Source organism: Micromonospora fulviviridis (assembly GCF_014648395.1).
GTDB classification, from domain to species: domain Bacteria; phylum Actinomycetota; class Actinomycetes; order Mycobacteriales; family Micromonosporaceae; genus Micromonospora; species Micromonospora fulviviridis.
Genome location: NZ_BMRA01000003.1, coordinates 539,028 through 555,587, shown reverse-complemented (window position 1 = coordinate 555,587; position 16,560 = coordinate 539,028). Strand labels below are relative to the sequence as shown.

Genomic DNA, 16,560 nt, shown 5'->3' with positions numbered 1-16,560 from the left:
GCGGAGGCGTCATGACGACGGTCGAGACGAACGGCGTGACGCTCGGGGTCGAGCACTTCGGCGACGCGGCGGCTCCGCTGGTGCTGCTCGCGGGAGGCACGACCATGCTCTCCTGGCCCGACGCACTCTGCCAGGCGCTCGCGCGCCGCGGGCGCCACGTGGTGCGGTACGACCTGCGCGATTCCGGTGCGTCGACCACCGTCGATCCCGAGGTTCCGGCGTACACGTTGCGCGATCTTGCGGCCGACGCCGCGGCGCTCGCCCGCGAGCTCGACGACCGGCCGGCGCACCTGGCCGGCATCGGCGTGGGCGGGATGGTCGCCCAGGTCGCCGCGCTCGACCACCCGGACGCGTTCTCGGCGCTCACCCTCGTCGGAACGCGGCCGGTCGCTCCGGGCCCGGTCGACGACGACCTGCCTGACCATGACGCGGCGACGATGGGCCGGCTGTTCTCGCGTTCGATGCCCGACTGGTCCGACCGCGCCGCGGTCGCCGAGTTCGCCGCCGGAGGCGCGAAGATCCTCGGTGACGACCCCGACGCCGCTCGCGCGACCGCCGCGCACAGATGGGACCGCACGCCGGGCACGGAGCCCGCGGTGCAGATGGCCAACCATCTGGGCACGGTGTTCGCCAAGCTCGACTGCACGCCGCGCTGGCGCGAGCGCCTGTTCGAGCTCGCGATCCCGACGCTGGTGGTGCACGGTCGCCGCGACCCGTTCTTCCCCCTCGGCAACGGCGAAGCGCTCGCGCGCGAGATCCCTGGTGCGCGGCTGCTCGTGCTCGAACGGGCCGCGACGGCGATCCCCGCTGCGGCCGCGGATGAGGTCGCGGCGGCGATGCTCGCGCTCTAGGTGTACCCGGCCATACGTCTGTTCCTGTGCTTCCTGTTCCTCATCCTCGAGGTTGCCTGGTGCGACAGCGCGTAACGCCCACCGAACGTGGGCTGATACGGCACCAGCTGCGGCCGAACGGGTCCCGATCGCTGTCGGCGTCGCCGAATCAGTTGATGTCAATCAACCCGTAGCGTTGACTCATGAAGCTGAGAATCGTCCTTACGTTGGCCGCACTCGCCACTCTGCTCTACGCCGTCGGCGCACCGCACGAGCACGGCGGCTGAGGTCGGACGAGCATGAGAGCCCGCATCGCCCTGTTGCTCCTCGCGCTTGCCACCCTGCTCTACGCCGTCGGCGCACCGTACGACCACGGCGGCTAAGTGTCCGTTTTTCTCCTCGCTCCCGTCCTCGTTGGTCTGGCCGCCGGGTACCTCACCGGCGGCCGGCTGCGGCAGCTCGCCCGCCAGCCGCTGCGGGGCGTGTGGCTGCTGTACGCTGCCGCCGCCGGACAGCTGCTGGGCCACGTGCCGCCCGGCTCCCGCCTGCTCTCCTCGGCCGCACAGCGATGGCTGACCGCACTGGTATTCGGCATGGTCGGCGTCGCGCTGCTGCTCAATCTGGCCCGCCTGTCCCGGCCGGCCCGCGCCGGCGTCGCCGCGATCCTCGCCGGGGCGGCATTGAACGCGACCACCATCGTGCCCAACGGGCACATGCCGGTGGCGCCAGCCGCGCTGGGCGAGATCGCGGCCGCTCCGACTGACACCACCCTGGATCCGCACCACACCGTCAGCACCGAGACGACCCGGATGGCGGCGCTCGGCGACGTCCTGCCCGTGCCGTGGCTGAACCTGGTGATCAGCATCGGCGACATCGTCGTCATGGTGGGTGTGGCCCTGCTCATCGCCGCCCTCATGCACGAACATCCGCCAGGCCGAATACCGGGTCATCGGCGCGCGCTGAAGCGACGCCGGAACCACAATCGACCCGTGTCCACCAGCTAGCAAGCCGTAGCGGCGGGGCCGACACCCGGGCGGGCCGAACTGCTACACGTGAGGCCGCCCGCAGGAAGCGGACGACACGCGGCTGCATCCTGTCCGGGCCGCCGCACGAGGTCAGGCCGTCGGTGAGCGTGAAACGCCCCGCACAGGTCGATTCCGGTCCCACGGCACGTCGCCCTCGCCTAATCTGAAGCTCTGGCGAGGCGTCGGTACGGTGTGCCGATTCGCAGACAGGTGAAGTCATCCGTCGAGGCGCTCGCCGTCCAGCCCGGTCATCCTCCAGGCAGCGCTAGTCAAAGGCGTGGCGGGTGATTCCCGCGCGGTTCTGAGGCAGGAGCCAGACATGCGTGTGGCCGTCGCCGGCGCATCCGGCAACATCGGGTCCCTCACCGTGGCCGCGCTGCGCCGCCACGGCCACGATCCCGTCCCGATGAGCCGTTCGCAGGGTGTCGACCTGGTGGCCGGCACCGGGCTGGGCGCGGCGTTGACCGGGGTCGACGTCGTCATCGACGCGATCAGCGCGCCGGCAGCCGACCGCGAGGCGACTGTGGCGTACTTCGGCGCCGCCACCCGGAACCTCCTGAGGGCCGAGCAGGATGCGGGGGTTCGGCACCACGTCCTGCTCTCCATCGTCGAGGTGCATCGGATCGCCGGAACCGCGCACTACTCGGGCAAGCGGGAGCAGGAGCGCCTGGTCTCGGCCGGAGACGTGCCGTGGACCATTGTCCCCGTCACCCAGTTCTTCGACTTCGGCGCGACGGTGGCCACATGGACCGAGAGTGACGGCACGGCCTATCTCGCGCCGCTGCTCATCCAGCCGATCGCCCCAGCTGACGTCGCGGAGGTCCTCGTGGAGGTGGCCGCCGGGCCACCGCAGGGACGCCACCGCGACGTGGCCGGGCCCGACCGTCACGATCTCGTGGACATGGCCCGCCGGACCCACCAGGCGCTCGGGCGCGAGATGAGGCTCGTCCCCACCTGGGAGGCGATCCTCGGCCCGGACATGATGGGCAATGTTTTGCTTCCGGGACCGGACGCCCGCATAGCGCCCACGACCTTCGACGAGTGGCTCGCGGACCAGGAAGCGGACCGGGCGCGGCCGCGGTAGCGACTGTCCTGCTCGGCGCGCGACGATCCCTACGGTTTCCAACTGGCGAGGACGGAGACCGTCCCAACGGGCTGATCCGCCCTGAGGCAAGTCATCCGCGCCCATGCGAGAACCCGCGCTGGCGGCGAACGAGGATCGTCACGCTCAAGACCTGGGGCGGGCGGTACGGCTACGTAGGGGTCGTCGATGAGGTTGTGGGCAGTGAACCCGAGCCGGGATTGAAGCCATTGCTGTTCCGCGTCAGTTGGTCAGTTTGGTGAGGGTGATCATGGTCTTGTCGTCGTGTTTCTTGGTGCGGGGCCAGCTGCGGCCGTCAGGGTCTGACTCCTCGGCGAGGTGGACGCGATGCAGCCAGGTGGCTGCTCCGTGGCGGGGCAGCTCGTCGGCCAGGCCGACCCAGTCGGTGAGCTGATAGTCGATTACGCCGGCGGCGGCGCCGTCGGTCATCAGGGTGAGGCCCGCAACCTCGTTGACGGGCAGGGTTCGGCAGATGGCGTGGCTGGCCGCGGTGGGTTCGGCCTCGGCGACCCAGAATCCGTCGGGCTGGTTGAAGCTGTGTCGTTCGGTGCGCTGGACGGCAGCGATCAGGTCGGCGAAATGGGCGTCGAAGCCGCGGCCCTGGCGCAGGTGGTCGCGGTAGGCGTCACGCTCGGCGGGTGCGGTCGCGGCAAGCCGTTCGTCAGCGATCAGTGTGTTGGTCCCGGCGCTGCGATGGATGAGCGCGGGGCTGTCGCCGAGCACGAGCAGGTCAACGTGGTCGGTGTTCCATCGGGCGAGTGTGGCGGTGCTGTAGGGGCTGTCTCCGGGTTTGAGGCCGTAGGTGTCGCGGACGTCGGCGATCGCGGCGTCGAGGATCACGTTGAGGGCGGTGCCGTGTCCGGGCAGCCGGGCGGTCAGCGCCGCGCCGAGGGTTCGGGCATACCAGCCGCCGTCGCGCGGTTCGGGCCCGTGGTAGGTGTGCAGCCAGGAGGTCGCGCCGTCGAGGATTGCGGCAGCGCCGTCGATCACGACGTATTGGTCCTGGTTGGTTGGGCGGTCACCGCGCAGGGTGGCCGCCGAGCAGATCCAGTGCATGCGCTTGCCGCCGATCTTGATCGAGTCGGTTCAGTAGTCGCTGCCCGACGGGGCCGCAGCGGTGGTGGGCTGTTCACCACGTTCGCGGGCGGCGAAGTCGTCGAGGATGGTCTCGGTAGCCGTCGCGCCGAACCGGGTCGCTCCGGCTCCGTGCAGGATGAGCAGGGTGTCGAGGCTGCGGACACCGCCAGCGGCTTTGACCTCGATGTGCGGGGAGACCGCGGCGCGCATCAGCTGGATGTCGGCCAGGGTGGCGCCGCCGAGGGCGAAGCCGGTGCTGGTCTTCACGAAGTGCGCCCCAGCCTGTTCGGCGATACGGCAGCCGGTGACCTTCTGCTCGTCGGTCAGGTACGCGTTCTCCAGGATCACCTTGACCACCCGGCCCTGCGCGGCGGCGACCACAGCGGCGATGTCGTCGTACACGTAAGAGGTCTCGCCGCTGCGCAGGCGGCCGATGTGCAGCACCATGTCGACCTCGTCGGCGCCCGCGTCGACCAGTTCCCGGGTCTCGGTGGCCTTGATCGTGGTGCGGGTGTCGCCGTGCGGAAAACCGGCCACGGTGCCGACGAGAACGCCGGTGCCGGAGAGTGCGGCCTTGGCGAGTCCGACGTCGGAGGGGCGGACGCAGACCGAGGCGACCTGGCGGCGTGCGGCGATCTCGCAGCCGCGCCGGATGTCGTCGGCGGTGAGCTCGGGGCGCAACAGCGAATGGTCGATCATCTTGGCGATGTTCATCGGGGATCTCCGGTCTGGGGTGCCTGCACGTCGAAGGTGACGCGCAGGTCGTAGCGGTCGCCGACGTAGCGACTGACGGTGAACTCCAGCGGTGCCGAATGCTGGTCGACGATGAGCCGGGTCTCGACCAGCAACGGCTCGTCCGCCGGAACGTGCAGCAACTCGCCGTCGGATCCGGCCCGCTGAGCGGTCAGCGTCGAGGAGCCGAGCGTGGGGCGCAGTCCCCTCTCGCGCAGGGCGCGGTGCAGCGAGCCGGTTTCCAAGTCGAGGTCGAGCAGGGTGGCCAGGTGTGGCGGGAAGCAGGCGTACTCGATGGCCAGGGGCACGTCATCGGCGAGCCGCACCCGCACGATCGAGGTCACCCGCGGCGCTGCCGCGGTCAGCTGTAACGCCGCCGCCTCCGCTGGGGACGCTGCCCGAACCTCAGCCTCCACCAGCCGCGATACCGGAACACGCCCCCAACTGCGCACCTGGTCCTGGAAGCTCATCAGGGTCCCGGCGGCCCGCGGTTCGGGCCGCTGCCGCACGAACGTGCCCCGGCCCTGGATCCGCTCGATGAGCCCGTCGGATTCGAGAGCGTTGAGCGCCGCCCGGATGGTCATCCGGGCTACCCCGAACTCCTCGGCGAGCACCGACTCGGCCGGGACCAGGTCACCGGGCTGCGCCTGGGCGAGGCGCGTCCGCAGTTCCCGTTCGATCCGCACGTACAGCGGCGCCTTGGCCATAACTCCTCCAGGTCGTCTAGACAACCTAGAAGTTTGCAGAGTCCACGGTTCCCGTCAAGCCGCTGTGCGGTACGGCACCGACGAACCGTCGCGGCGGGGAGCAGCTTTCAAGCCCGAATCAGCGCCGCACATACCCTCCGCCCTTACCGGCCGTCGGCATGCGGGCCAGATCCCGGAGTGCCCTTTTGGCCCGCATGGACACCCGTCGGTTCGCCGCGTCTTCGTCGCCGGCGGCAGCATCGGCCTGACCGCAGCCCTCGCACTCCGGCAGCGAGGCCACGGCGTCGAACTTGAAGGTCCGCGACTCCCTCACCGTCGCCGGCTGAAGACTCAGCCTGACCGGACGGGCGCTCCGGGTGCTCGCCGCCGGGCTGGTCGATGATCTACGCCTGCTCGTGCATCCGGTGGCGGCGCACAAGGGCCGCCGGGCACCGAATTCCTACGCCTTCGCGGCGTCCATGAGGGCGTCGATCAGCGCCCGCAGCGCGGGCTGATCGAGTGAGATCTCCCGGACGGCGGCGTAGATCGCCCTCACCGGCTCGGGGCGGCGGACCGGGCGGATGGTGACGCCCGGGTGGCGGGTGCTGAGTCCGAGTTGAGGGATCAGGCTGATGCCGAGGCCGGCCGCGACGAACCCCTGCGCCGTGGCGTAGTCCTCCGACGTGGCCACGAAGTCCGGGCTGAAGCCGACCGAGGCGCAGGCGTCGGTGATGGGTTCCAGGCAGGGGCCCGGCGGCTCGCTGCCGACCCAGGGTTCGCCGGCGAGGTCGGCCAGGTCGATCATCCGTCGTCCGGCGAGCGGGTGTCCGGCGGGCAGCACGGCCTGGTACGCGTCGTCGTGCAGGTGCATCGCGCGGATACCCGGGCGGCTCTCGTCGCCCCTTCGGCGGACCACGATGGCCAGGTCGGCGTTGCCTTGCTCCACGTCCGGCAGTGAATCCTTCGGATCCGTCAGCTTGGGGTCGATCGTCACGTCGGGGTGCTCGCGCCGGAGTCGGGCGAGGGCGGGCGCCAGCAGGGTCGGGCCGACCGAGGCGAAGTAGCGGATGGCCAGCCGGCCGGTGCGTCCGGCGCGCAGGTCGGCAAGGGCGGTCTCGGCCTCGGCGACGTGCTGGCTGATGATGGCCGCGTGCTCGGTGAGCAGTCGTCCCGCCGCGGTGGGTTGCACGCCTCGGCCGACGCGTTCGAGCAGCGCGATCCCGGCCTCCTTCTCCAGTGCCGCCACCTGCTGGCTGACGGCGGAGGGGGTATAGCCCAGGTGCGCCGCCGCTGCGGTCACCGATCCGCTGGTGACCACCGCCCGCAGCACCTGCATCCGCCGCACATCAAGCATGTAGCAGAGCTTAACGGACGTGCAGAACCTTTTGCTTGTCCTTCCGGGTTGGGTTCGGCACCGTTCACGGGGAGGGATGAAGGAGATCAACGTGAACGGTGTGGCGGGCAGGACGTGGGCGTGGGCGCGGGTGGGCGTGCTCGCCCTGCTGTGGGGATCGACCTTCCTCTGGATCGAGCTGGCCCTGGACGCCCTGACTCCGGTCCAGGTCACCCTCAGCCGGTGCGTACTCGGAGCGGCCACCCTGCTGGTCGCCTGTCTCGGCTCGGGTCGACGGCTGCCCCGGGGTAGGGCGGTCTGGCGTCACCTCGTCGTGGCCGCGTTCTTCTGCAACGCCCTGCCGTTCGCCATGTTCAGCATCGGCCAGCAAACCGTCGACTCCGGGGTGGCCGGCGTGCTGAACGCGACGACCCCGCTGTGGTCCCTGCTGATCGGTCTCGTCATCGGCTCCGAGCGCGGACTCCGGCCGGTCCGGCTGGGCGGACTGCTGCTCGGGTTCGTGGGGGTCGTGCTGATCTTCGCGCCGTGGCAGACGACCGGGCCGGTCGGCTGGGGCGCGCTCGCCATCGTCGCGGCGGCGGCGAGCTATGCCGTCGGCTTCGCGTACATGGGCCGCAACCTGGTCGGCAAGGGCATCCCCACCATCTCGCTGTCCGCGGCACAGCTCATCGCGGCAACCGGCCTGACCTCGCTGACCCTGCCGTCCGGCGGTCTGACACCAATCGAGATCGACCCGAAGACCGCGGTCGCCGTCGTGATCCTGGGCGTTGTCGCCACCGGGATCACCTTCCACCTCACGTACCGGATCATCGCCGCCGAGGGCGCCACCAACGCCGCGACCGTCGGCTATCTGCTGCCGGTGGTGTCGGTGGCACTGGGGGCCATCGTGCTCGACGAGGATTTCAGTCTCCGCATCGCCGCGGGGATGGTGATCGTGCTCGTCGGAGTCGGCCTGACCCGCCGACACAAGCGGTCGCTGTCGGCACGGGCGTCGGCGGAGATCCCGGCAGCGCTCCGGGCTTCAGGCCGAGTGTGATTCGATCTGTGCACTCATCGGCAAGCCGCGAGCGACTGGCGGTTCGTGGGTCGGCGTGACGAGCTTGGCGTTCCAGCGCCGCTTTGCGTCGGGACCTTCCGTCGCAGATCGACCGGGTTGACTCGTTCTTCATGCTGGAATCGGAAGCCCCATGCCCGCACCACGCGAGGAGGACCGATGCGCAAGCCGGCCAAGACTGCCGCCGTCCTGGTCGGGCTCGGTGTCGGCGCCACGGTCGGTCCGTCCCTTGGGCCGGCCGCCGCCTGGTCTGGCGTCGCGATCGCCGCGCTCGGCATCGCGCTCTCGCTGGTCGGTACGACGGAACCCGAACTCGTTGGCGACGGCCTGGTCGACCGCGACGAGGACGCCGGGCCGGCAGGCGACGGGACGACCCCAGGAACTGCGATCGTCGCGGAACGACGACGGCGGAACCGGCAGCGGCCAACCCTCAGCGGCCTGGGCACCCGGGTAGAACAGATCCTCAAACTCGCCGAGGAGCAGGCCGACGACCACCGCGCCGAGGCGCGGCTCCAGGCCGAGGGCATCGTGACCGCCGCCCGGCGGGAGGCCGAGGCGATCCTGAACCGGGCGCACGAACACGCAGCCGGGATCACCGGAACCCGCCGAGATCTGTCTCTGGCACCGCCCACCCGGGCGCCATCACCGGACGAAGATCCGAGCCCTCGCGCCTGACAGAAGCGGAGCCGCCGGGCGGATCCCGATCGTCAGGCCGACCGCCGAAAGTCGGCTATGACCGGGACCGTCTCGGCGCTGCGGACGGTTACTCAGCATGACGCCCGATCGGTGGCAGAAGCGGAGGCCGGCATGACCCCGATCTGCTGATGGACGTACGGCACGAGGAACGTTGCGCTCGCCGGTTCTTCCTCTGCTTAGATCGTTCTGACGATCGAGGAAGGGAACGATACGCCGTGACGCCGGAGCTTCGGGAGCAGGAAGAACGCCTCCAGTTCGACCGCTTTGACCATGACGACGCCTGGGCCCTGGGAAGTCGCCTGGTCGGGCTGGCCAGAGAACGCGGCCACGCTGTCACCGTGGACATCCGCCTCGGCGACCACCAACTCTTCCACTACGCCCTGCACGGCACCTCTGCGGACAACGACGACTGGATCGAACGCAAGATCCGCGTCGTCCGCCGGTTCGGACACAGCTCCTACCTCGTGGGCCAGACCTACCGCGACCGCGGCACCACCTTCGAGGAACAATCCCACCTCGAAGCGGCCCTGTACGCCGCGCACGGCGGCTGCTTCCCGATCATCCTCAGGGGCACCGGACCGGTCGGCACCGTCACCGTCTCCGGACTGCCCCAACTCGACGACCACCGCCTCGTCGTCGAGGCCCTCGAACTCTTCCTGGATTCCAAGGGCTCCGAGAAGGGGGCCGCCTCCTGAACGGCTCTCTCTCAACTTCCGGCTGTCTCACTCTCGGCGGTGAGGAGGAGACGTCAGCCGAGCAAGATCCAGTGTCATAGGAGTGGGAAGCCGACACGCTCGGACATCTGACGCCTCCCCAACTGGTCCTGGCGTTGACCCCTCCGATCGCCTCCACGCCACCGCTGCTGACACTTGAGCAACCAGCGACCACCGCCCGAGACAGCGGACGCCCGCTGCTTGTCGTACGTGACGCGCGGTCTGCGGCAGAAGCGTGCTCTTGGCTCCATCGGCTCGCCGGCAGCGGGGCATTGAGGCAGGCGGTCCGGACGGGGCGACACTGGCATGATGACGATGTGATCATCTCCGGCTATCTGGATGGGTACGAGCCGCCGATCCTGCGGTCACCGCTGGTCGACGGTTCAGAGATGATGTCGAGCGACCTGTTCTGGCCGGCGTTCCTCTACACCGTGGGCGGGTCTGCGTCGACACCGAACGCCTTCGACACCGATCCCGCCGACCTGAGCGAGTTCATCGACACCCTCCTCAGCCCGCACGGTTGGCCGGTCTTCTCCGTACCGCTGGCCGGGCGCAGCCGCCTGCACATCATCATGCGTAACTTCGAGGATGACAGCGGCGTCGACTACGTTCTCGATCCCGGTACCGGCGGCAAGTCGATTCGGCTCGCCGTCATGGAAGGGCATTTTCGAGGCCCTGCGCTCGCGTGGCCGGAACTCGTTGTCGCTGCCCAGCAGCCAGATCAGAAGCACACCCCAGCGGAGCGGCTGCTCCTGCTACTGCCGGCCTGCGCGGACAGCGACCGTCCCGGAGGGGCGGTCGACATGGTGGCGCAGGCTCTGACTGCCCTCGGCGTCCGGTCCAGCGTGCGTCAAGTGAGCGCTGAGTTGCTCAACAGCCGTCGGTACTGGACCCCATGTCAGTGGGCCACCGTTGACGACATCCTCGTCTGTCTCGGATCGCACGCGTACCGCAGCCTCGGAGGCGAACTGGCACCAAACGACCTACGTCTCATCACGGACGCATTCAGGCCGCCAGGAGTCGAGCGTCTGTAGCCCGACGTCAGTGCACTCTTCTCGGCATGTCAGCAAGCGCCTCGCGCAGATGAGTGCGTTCTTCCCGTGCTCAGACGCCTTGGTGCACCCAGGTTGAGCGGTCCACCACGTGAACCGTGACCTTCCTGCTGAAGAGAACGGGGGGGGGCACTACAGCCAGCCGACGGGGTAGCCCCCGCCCGGCACGTCGGCGTCGGGGTCGTAGGGCGTCCGGGTGAAGCGGAACGAGGCGAGGTCGAGGTGCGACACCGCCCCGTCGGTCCGGCGGACGACCCGCAGCGGCTCGCCTGCGTAGTAGCCGTCGAGGCCGACCCACGCGTCGGCGCCGTCCGGACGGAAGCGGGAGCCGCGGGCGACCCCCGGCTCGCCGAGGACGAGGTGGCCGCCCTCGATCCGGGCCACCGTGACGGACGATCCCCAGTGCCACGTGCCCACGAGTTCCAGGAGGGACGCGTCACCCGAGGCGGACCACGGCTCGACGGGTGCGGGCTCGTGCTGCTCGAGCCCGGCGAGCAGCGCGGTGACCAGGCGCCCGGGCGCCGGGCTGCTCGTCGTGTTCGTCAGCACGACGACGCCGTCGCCGGTGTCGCGGGCGACGCGCAGCCCGGCGACGAAGCCCGGCATCGAGCCGCCGTGGCCGGCGTACCGGCGTCCGTCGACGTTGAACACCTGCCAGCCGAGCCCGTGCGCAACCGTCCAAGGGACACCGGGTTCGTCGACGACGAAGTGCGGCTCGCACATTTCCTCGAGCGTGTCGGCGGCGAGCAGCTCGCCGGTGTCGCCGGCGAGGAACGCGGCCCACCGCGCGAGGTCCTCGATCGTGGTCCACAGCTGGCCCGCGGGGCCCATCGCGCCGGCGTCGTGCTCTGGCTCGGGCAGGAGGACGTCGGCAAAAGGGTGCACGGCCAGACCGCGCGCCGCGCGCCCGGTGGGCCGCGTCGTCGTGCGGCCCATGCCGAGCGGCTCGAGCAGTTCGCGGCGCAAGACCTCGAACCAGTCGATGCCGTGGGCCCGGGCGACGAGCTGACCCAACGCGCCGTAGCCGACGTTCGTGTAGTGGAAGCGACGCCCGGAGCGGAAACGCTGCCCGACGCCCGACGCGACGAGCTCGTCCCACGTGCCGCCCGGCGTCCGTTCCCACCACGGGCCGTTAGTCTCGGCCTGCAGGCCTGCCGCGTGGACGAGCAGCTGTTCGACGGTGACGTCGCCGAAGGACGTCCCCGGCACGTGGTCGTCGAACCGATCGGACAGCCGGAGCCGCCCAGCGTCGCGCAGCCGCATGACGGCGACCGCGACGAACGTCTTGGTGATCGAGCCCATCCGGTACTGGGTGTCGGTGTCAGCCGGGTCTCCCCCGGCACGGCCGTCGAGCGTCCCCACCGCACCGGACCAGGCGAGCCGCCCGTCGCGCACCACACCAGCCGCCACCGACGGGAGGCGACCCGCCCGCTGCTCCGCCAACAGCACGTGGTCGAGGTGGCGGGCGGTCGAAGAAGTGGTGGGCGAGCGGTCGGGAATCGTGATCACGGCCTCACCATAGAACCCGCGGTCTGGCGTGGCGCAGACCGGGCGTTACCGGATCTCGGCACGAGCCAATGCTGACCGGGCGCGCGATCTGCGGCAAATCCGTGCACGGGACCTTGGTCGCCGCGCAGTGGCAGTGCCAACCAGAGCAGGGGCGATGCTGGCCGGACGCGGGGCTGGGTCACCTTTCGGATAGCCTCTGGCCGCCATCCGCCCGCCCCCCTGGGCCGGTAGTGACGTTAGTCAACTACCCGCCCATGAATGGGCGGGCTTGCGGATCGCTGTCCTCGCTGGTTGCGAGGCTAGGCCGCGTGCGGGCGATTGACTGCGCCCCAGCTCACGACACCACGCGAAGCGATGTTGCGAGCCGCATTGTGGTCGGCGTGGGCAACGACCCCACACGACCGACAGTTGAAGGTTTCCTGGTTGGGTCGGTTCCGTTTGTTCCGATACCCGCAAGCCGCGCAGGTCTGGGAGGTGTACCGGGGGTCGATCTCGACCAGCGGTACACCCGCCCGGCGCGCCTTGTAGACCAGGAACGCGCCGAGTTGCTGGAACGCCCAAGAGTGCAGCGTGACCCGTTGGGGCTTCCTCAGCCGGACCCGGTCGCGGATCCCCGTCAGTTTCTCGACGGCAATTCCGCGGCCGGTGCGTGCAGCCTCGGTCACGATGCTCTTGGCAATGGTGTGGTTGATGTTCGCGGTGTGCCGCGTTTCCTTCCGGCGGCGGCGGGCTAGGAGCCGTTTCGCCGACTTGGTGCCTTTCTCCTGCAACCGCTTCCTGAGCCGCTGCTGGCGGCGCCGGTAGCCGTTGAGCTTGGTTCCGGAGTAACGGGTGTCGTCGGAGTCGTAGGCGATGTTCGCGATCCCCATGTCGACACCGAGGAATCCGTCCGGCTCATAGACCTGCGGCTCGTCCACCTCAACCGTGGCGTACAGGAACCACATGCCGTCCCGGTGCACCAGGTCGGACTCGCCGACCGGATGAGTTTCGACGGCCTTGATCTGGTCGGGGGAGCCGGTGAACGCGACCTGTTTGAGCCGCCCTTGCACGGTCCAAATGGAGACGACACGGGCGTCGTGCTGCCACGACAGCATCCTTGCGTCGTAGGGCTGGGCGGCGTCCCAGCGGAACATGATCGGGTTGGTCTCGACCTTGCGGCGGCGCTTCGATCCGGGCTTCCCATAGTTGCCGGCCTTGAGGTTGCCTGCGAGCGTCTTGTAGACGTCGGCGACCTTCTTAATGACGGGCTGGGCGGCCTGCGCGCCGAGCCCGTAGTCGTCCTTGATGCCGTGGTAGGCGTGCCGGCGCAGGTCGTAGTTGCGGTAGCAGTCGATCTCCCGTGCCATCACTGCGACGTCGGATGCTGCGGCGTTGCAGGCGCGCAGGGTCGCCTCCAGCGCCGCAGCCTCGTCGGGCGCCGGCAGGAGCTTCACCTGCACCACCAACTTCACACCATCATCGTGTCATCTGGTCTATGCCACCACGATGGACCCCAGACCCGGACGTTCGCCGGGGACGCTCGGTTGTCTACAACCTTCACGCCGCACTTGGTCTTCACCACGAAGTACCGGCGCGGGGCGCTCACCGATCCGATCCTCGCCCGCTGCCAGCAGGTCATGGCCGAGGTGTGCCGGGACTTCGGCGCCGAACTGCGGAAGTTCAACGGCGAGGACGACCACGTGCATCTGCTCGTCCACTACCCGCCGAGCGTCGCCCCGTCGCGGCTGGTCAACAGTCTCAAGGGCGTCTCATCTCGATACCTGCGCCGCGAGTTCGCCGGACACCTGCGCAAGTACCTGTGGGGCGAGCATCTGTGGTCGCCCTCGTCCTTCGCCGGGTCATGCGGCGGCGCGCCCCTCACAGTGGTCAAGGAGTACATCGAGAACCAGAAACGTCCCGGTCCGTGACGGCGGTCCTCCCGGCCGTAAACGGCCAGGGTTCCCGCTTTATCAACCGCTGAAGCGACGCTGTCCGACATCGTCTACCGGCACATGATCAACGACGCCACCGCGGCCACCGCAGCGACAAGCCCGGGAGGACACCGGGGAACGACTACAGACTCCAGCGCGACCAACTCGCATCCCCAAGCCGGCTCTTCGAACAAGTCACATCCCGGACCTGCCGACACTCAGCTTGGAGCCCCGCTCCCGACGGCGTCTTGACACCGAGGGGAGCCGAATCAGTGCATCTCCAAGGGCTGTTGTGGGCCGTCGGTCAGCCGTTGGGGCGCGACTCGATCTCCTGCAGCGACCACCTGTTGCCGTCAGGATCGCCGAAGTAGACGAAGTTGCCCCATGGCTGCACGTCGACCTCGCTGGCATCCACGCCGGCGTCGAGCAGTTGCCGGCGGGCTGCCTCGGCGTCGGCGACCACGACCTGGATTTCCTGTGTGCCGGGAGTCTTGTCGGTGATGCCCTCGCCGATCACGATGGAGCAGGCCGAGCCGGGTGGTGTCAGCTGAACGAACCGCAGGCTCTCGTGCACCCTGTGATCGTGGTCGGCGTTGAAGCCCACCTTCTGGTAGAAGGCCTTGGCGCGGTCGACATCGGTCACCGGAACGGGGATGAGTTCAATCTTCCAGTCCATGGTCCCACCGTAGGACGGGGTTACGACCTTTAAGCTCATCGGCACCAGCCGCGGCGGAAGGGCACACATGAGTACGGCCACTCTGGCACCGGCCGGCGTGCCGCCGGGCATGTGGGCACTCAGGTCAGTCGCCGACCTGGAACCGGCGGGCTGCCGCTATCCGGTCAGCCGGGAGATCCGAGGCGCCCAGGGCGTAATCGATCAGCCCGTTCCGGTATCCCGCATGAGGTACCTCCGGCGCCAGCTCCAGCAGCAGGTCCAGGTCCGTGATCGAGTTCTCGGCGCGCGCCCGGTACGCGGCGCCTGCCGCCCTTAGTGTGACGTCCTCCGGCTCATGCTCAAGGCCCTGGCGTACGAGGTCGGCGGCTTGGGCGAAGTCGCCGTCCTCCGCCGCCAGGTCGGCGAGATCGAGATAGAGCGACCAGTTCGTGGGGTCCAGCTCCAGCGCCCGCCGGAACGCCGCGGCTGTCTGCCGCCGGTCACCGAGACGGCGCCAGGTCCCGGCACGGACGACCTCGGTGAACATCACCCGGTCCACGGTGTCCGCACGGTCGCACAGCGCCAGCGACGCATCCGTACGCCCGCAGATCCGCAGCAGGATCGCCATACGGGCCATCGCCTCTGCCACCGGCTCCCGGTCGCAAACCACGTCGATGGCTCGAAACCACGGCCCTAGGCGGTCCCGCGCCGCGTCGTCGTCCAGCTCGGGACCGTAGTCGGTGATGTTCAAGGTTGCGTCGGCGAGCCCAGCGGCCGTCACCGCGCCGAGGAATCGTTGGTCGCCGAACCAGGGCGCGGACGCCCAGGCCACGTCCGGGCGGTAGCCGATCACCGAGCCCAGCCTCTGCGCGGCCTGATCCATGTCGCCGTCGAGGAAGCACAGGTACGCGCCGACGACGAACTGCCAGAGGCTGCTCGGCGCCGCGACGGTGCGCGCCACCGCCTCGGGTGATTCCTGACGCAGTTCGGCGAGCAGTTCGTACGGCTGGGGATCGTCCGGGCCCTGCGCGATCGCCTGGGAGAGGTACGCCACCGCCTCACCGGGTGCGCCACCGCAATGGGCCATGACCTGCGCGATTGCGAGTGAGGCGGACTTCGACACGCCCGCCACGCTACCGGGAGTGGAAGCGGGTCATCGTGGCGGGACGCGCTCCTATCGGAGGCACGCATCGCGGCAGGGGCAGGAGTGCAAGCACATGGCCGACCGGTCTATCTGCCACGCGCGACCTGCGGCATGACAGGTCACGCCATGCCGAGCCACCAGCGCCGGCATGACGGTCCGTGTGCGCCGCGACCGCAGCCACTTCCACATGTGGCAATCTCACTCACTCGGACAGCGGCGCGCGAAGAACCTGGCGCGCATAAGGTCGCCTCGACATGGCGACCTTCGCGTGACTAGGACGGGACGGGTAGGACATGGACCAAGGCACCCGCGACGAGTTGCTCGGCCGCCTGGCTGAGGCAGTCGGGTCCGTCACAGCCGCACATCCGACGCGGGTTGCCATCGACGGACCGCCAGCCGCAGGCAAGACGACGCTCGCCGACGAATTGGCCGACGCCTTGCGCACACGGGGCCGCGACGTCATCCGCGCGACGATCGACGATTTCCTCTTCCCCCGGGCGCAGCGCTATCCGCGCGGCGAGTACTCGGCCGAAGGCTGCTACTACCACACCCATGACTACGACGCGCTGAACCGGGTTCTGCTCGATCCGCTCGGCCCAGGCGGAGACCGGCGCTTCCAATACGCCGTGTACGACCGCACCGCGGATACCGCCCTGTCCTCGCCGGTCATGACTGCCCCCGCCGACGCCGTGCTGGTCTTCGACGGCGTCTTCCTCATGCGCCCGGAACTGATTGATCGGTGGGATCTGCGCATCTTCGTGTCGACCGCGCTCGAGAAGACCGTGGATCGTGCCGTGATCCGAGAGCGCCGGGTGTCATCCCGGGCCGAAGTCGAACGGCGCTGGCGCGAGCGTTACATCCCCTCCCAAGAGCTCTACTTCGCTACGGTCCGCCCGACCGATCACGTCGACATCATCGTGCACAACGACGAGCCTCAGCAGCCGGTCTGGGAGACCCAAACACACTGACCGCGCTCGCGTCGGCAGATCCGGTCGTTCAGCGACCGGTGAGCCGGTGCCCT

Annotated in this window: 16 protein-coding genes and 2 pseudogenes; 10 read left to right on the top strand and 8 right to left on the bottom strand. The window is 69.4% G+C overall.

Features of this window, described 5'->3' with window-relative positions:
- The first annotated feature begins 11 nt into the window (after nucleotides 1–11).
- The 3 genes from IEY96_RS11140 (at nucleotide 12) to IEY96_RS11130 (ending at nucleotide 2,939) form a co-directional block, all read left to right on the top strand.
- Entirely contained in the window at nucleotides 12–851 is an 840-nt protein-coding gene (locus tag IEY96_RS11140) for an alpha/beta fold hydrolase (RefSeq protein ID WP_189194718.1), read from the top strand.
- Nucleotides 852–1,312: 461 nt separating this feature from the next.
- Complete coding sequence (locus IEY96_RS11135; protein ID WP_189194717.1) at nucleotides 1,313–1,834, top strand: DUF5317 family protein; 522 nt, start codon at nucleotides 1,313–1,315, stop codon at nucleotides 1,832–1,834.
- Between the two features lie 340 nt (nucleotides 1,835–2,174).
- A complete protein-coding gene (locus tag IEY96_RS11130; RefSeq protein ID WP_189194716.1) occupies nucleotides 2,175–2,939 on the top strand; it encodes an SDR family oxidoreductase in 765 nt (254 codons plus the stop codon).
- A gap of 240 nt (nucleotides 2,940–3,179) precedes the next feature.
- Here IEY96_RS11130 and IEY96_RS11125 read toward each other — a convergent pair whose 3' ends face one another.
- From IEY96_RS11125 to IEY96_RS11115, 3 genes are read right to left on the bottom strand one after another with little or no spacing between them, the layout of a single operon-like run.
- Nucleotides 3,180–4,013: a hypothetical protein gene (locus IEY96_RS11125; RefSeq protein ID WP_189194715.1), complete on the bottom strand. Its 834-nt coding sequence runs from the start codon at nucleotides 4,011–4,013 to the stop codon at nucleotides 3,180–3,182.
- A 30-nt stretch (nucleotides 4,014–4,043) separates the two neighbouring features.
- Nucleotides 4,044–4,748: a deoxyribose-phosphate aldolase gene (gene deoC, locus IEY96_RS11120; RefSeq protein ID WP_189194714.1), complete on the bottom strand. Its 705-nt coding sequence runs from the start codon at nucleotides 4,746–4,748 to the stop codon at nucleotides 4,044–4,046.
- Nucleotides 4,745–5,473 (bottom strand): GntR family transcriptional regulator, encoded by a 729-nt coding sequence (locus IEY96_RS11115; RefSeq protein WP_189194713.1) that lies wholly within the window; start codon nucleotides 5,471–5,473, stop codon nucleotides 4,745–4,747. Before IEY96_RS11115 ends, deoC begins: the two co-directional genes overlap by 4 nt.
- Before the next feature lie 353 nt (nucleotides 5,474–5,826).
- Here IEY96_RS11115 and IEY96_RS33265 point away from each other — a divergent pair.
- A pseudogene (locus IEY96_RS33265) lies at nucleotides 5,827–5,901 on the top strand (dihydrofolate reductase family protein); the annotation flags it as partial.
- A gap of 11 nt (nucleotides 5,902–5,912) precedes the next feature.
- Here the strand turns inward: IEY96_RS33265 and IEY96_RS11110 are convergent.
- Nucleotides 5,913–6,806 carry a LysR family transcriptional regulator gene (locus IEY96_RS11110; protein WP_189194712.1) on the bottom strand — a complete coding sequence of 298 codons (894 nt, stop codon included), beginning with the start codon at nucleotides 6,804–6,806 and terminating at the stop codon, nucleotides 5,913–5,915.
- A gap of 91 nt (nucleotides 6,807–6,897) precedes the next feature.
- On the opposite strand from IEY96_RS11110, the gene IEY96_RS11105 reads away from it, so the two are divergent.
- The 4 genes from IEY96_RS11105 (at nucleotide 6,898) to IEY96_RS11090 (ending at nucleotide 10,303) form a co-directional block, all read left to right on the top strand.
- Nucleotides 6,898–7,842: a DMT family transporter gene (locus tag IEY96_RS11105; RefSeq protein ID WP_229791515.1), complete on the top strand. Its 945-nt coding sequence runs from the start codon at nucleotides 6,898–6,900 to the stop codon at nucleotides 7,840–7,842.
- Between the two features lie 177 nt (nucleotides 7,843–8,019).
- Complete coding sequence (locus tag IEY96_RS33260; RefSeq protein WP_308429897.1) at nucleotides 8,020–8,535, top strand: DivIVA domain-containing protein; 516 nt, start codon at nucleotides 8,020–8,022, stop codon at nucleotides 8,533–8,535.
- A gap of 236 nt (nucleotides 8,536–8,771) precedes the next feature.
- Entirely contained in the window at nucleotides 8,772–9,251 is a 480-nt protein-coding gene (locus tag IEY96_RS11095) for a heme-degrading domain-containing protein (RefSeq protein ID WP_229791514.1), read from the top strand.
- 335 nt (nucleotides 9,252–9,586) lie between these two features.
- The gene (locus tag IEY96_RS11090; protein ID WP_189194709.1) at nucleotides 9,587–10,303 is read left to right on the top strand and encodes a hypothetical protein; all 717 of its coding nucleotides are present in this window, start codon (nucleotides 9,587–9,589) and stop codon (nucleotides 10,301–10,303) included.
- Nucleotides 10,304–10,453: 150 nt separating this feature from the next.
- Here IEY96_RS11090 and IEY96_RS11085 read toward each other — a convergent pair whose 3' ends face one another.
- Entirely contained in the window at nucleotides 10,454–11,830 is a 1,377-nt protein-coding gene (locus IEY96_RS11085) for a serine hydrolase domain-containing protein (RefSeq protein ID WP_229791513.1), read from the bottom strand.
- Between the two features lie 299 nt (nucleotides 11,831–12,129).
- A complete protein-coding gene (locus IEY96_RS11080; RefSeq protein WP_189194708.1) occupies nucleotides 12,130–13,281 on the bottom strand; it encodes an RNA-guided endonuclease InsQ/TnpB family protein in 1,152 nt (383 codons plus the stop codon).
- Nucleotides 13,282–13,304: 23 nt separating this feature from the next.
- Here IEY96_RS11080 and tnpA point away from each other — a divergent pair.
- Nucleotides 13,305–13,737 (top strand): annotated as a pseudogene (gene tnpA, locus IEY96_RS11075) (IS200/IS605 family transposase).
- Nucleotides 13,738–14,044: 307 nt separating this feature from the next.
- Here the strand turns inward: tnpA and IEY96_RS11070 are convergent.
- Both IEY96_RS11070 and IEY96_RS11065 read right to left on the bottom strand, forming a co-directional pair.
- A complete protein-coding gene (locus IEY96_RS11070) occupies nucleotides 14,045–14,416 on the bottom strand; it encodes a glyoxalase superfamily protein (protein ID WP_189194707.1) in 372 nt (123 codons plus the stop codon).
- 124 nt (nucleotides 14,417–14,540) lie between these two features.
- Nucleotides 14,541–15,518 (bottom strand): tetratricopeptide repeat protein, encoded by a 978-nt coding sequence (locus tag IEY96_RS11065; protein WP_229791512.1) that lies wholly within the window; start codon nucleotides 15,516–15,518, stop codon nucleotides 14,541–14,543.
- Nucleotides 15,519–15,832: 314 nt separating this feature from the next.
- Here IEY96_RS11065 and IEY96_RS11060 point away from each other — a divergent pair, with 314 nt between their 5' ends.
- Entirely contained in the window at nucleotides 15,833–16,507 is a 675-nt protein-coding gene (locus tag IEY96_RS11060; RefSeq protein WP_189194706.1) for a cytidylate kinase family protein, read from the top strand.
- The last annotated feature ends 53 nt before the right edge of the window (nucleotides 16,508–16,560 follow it).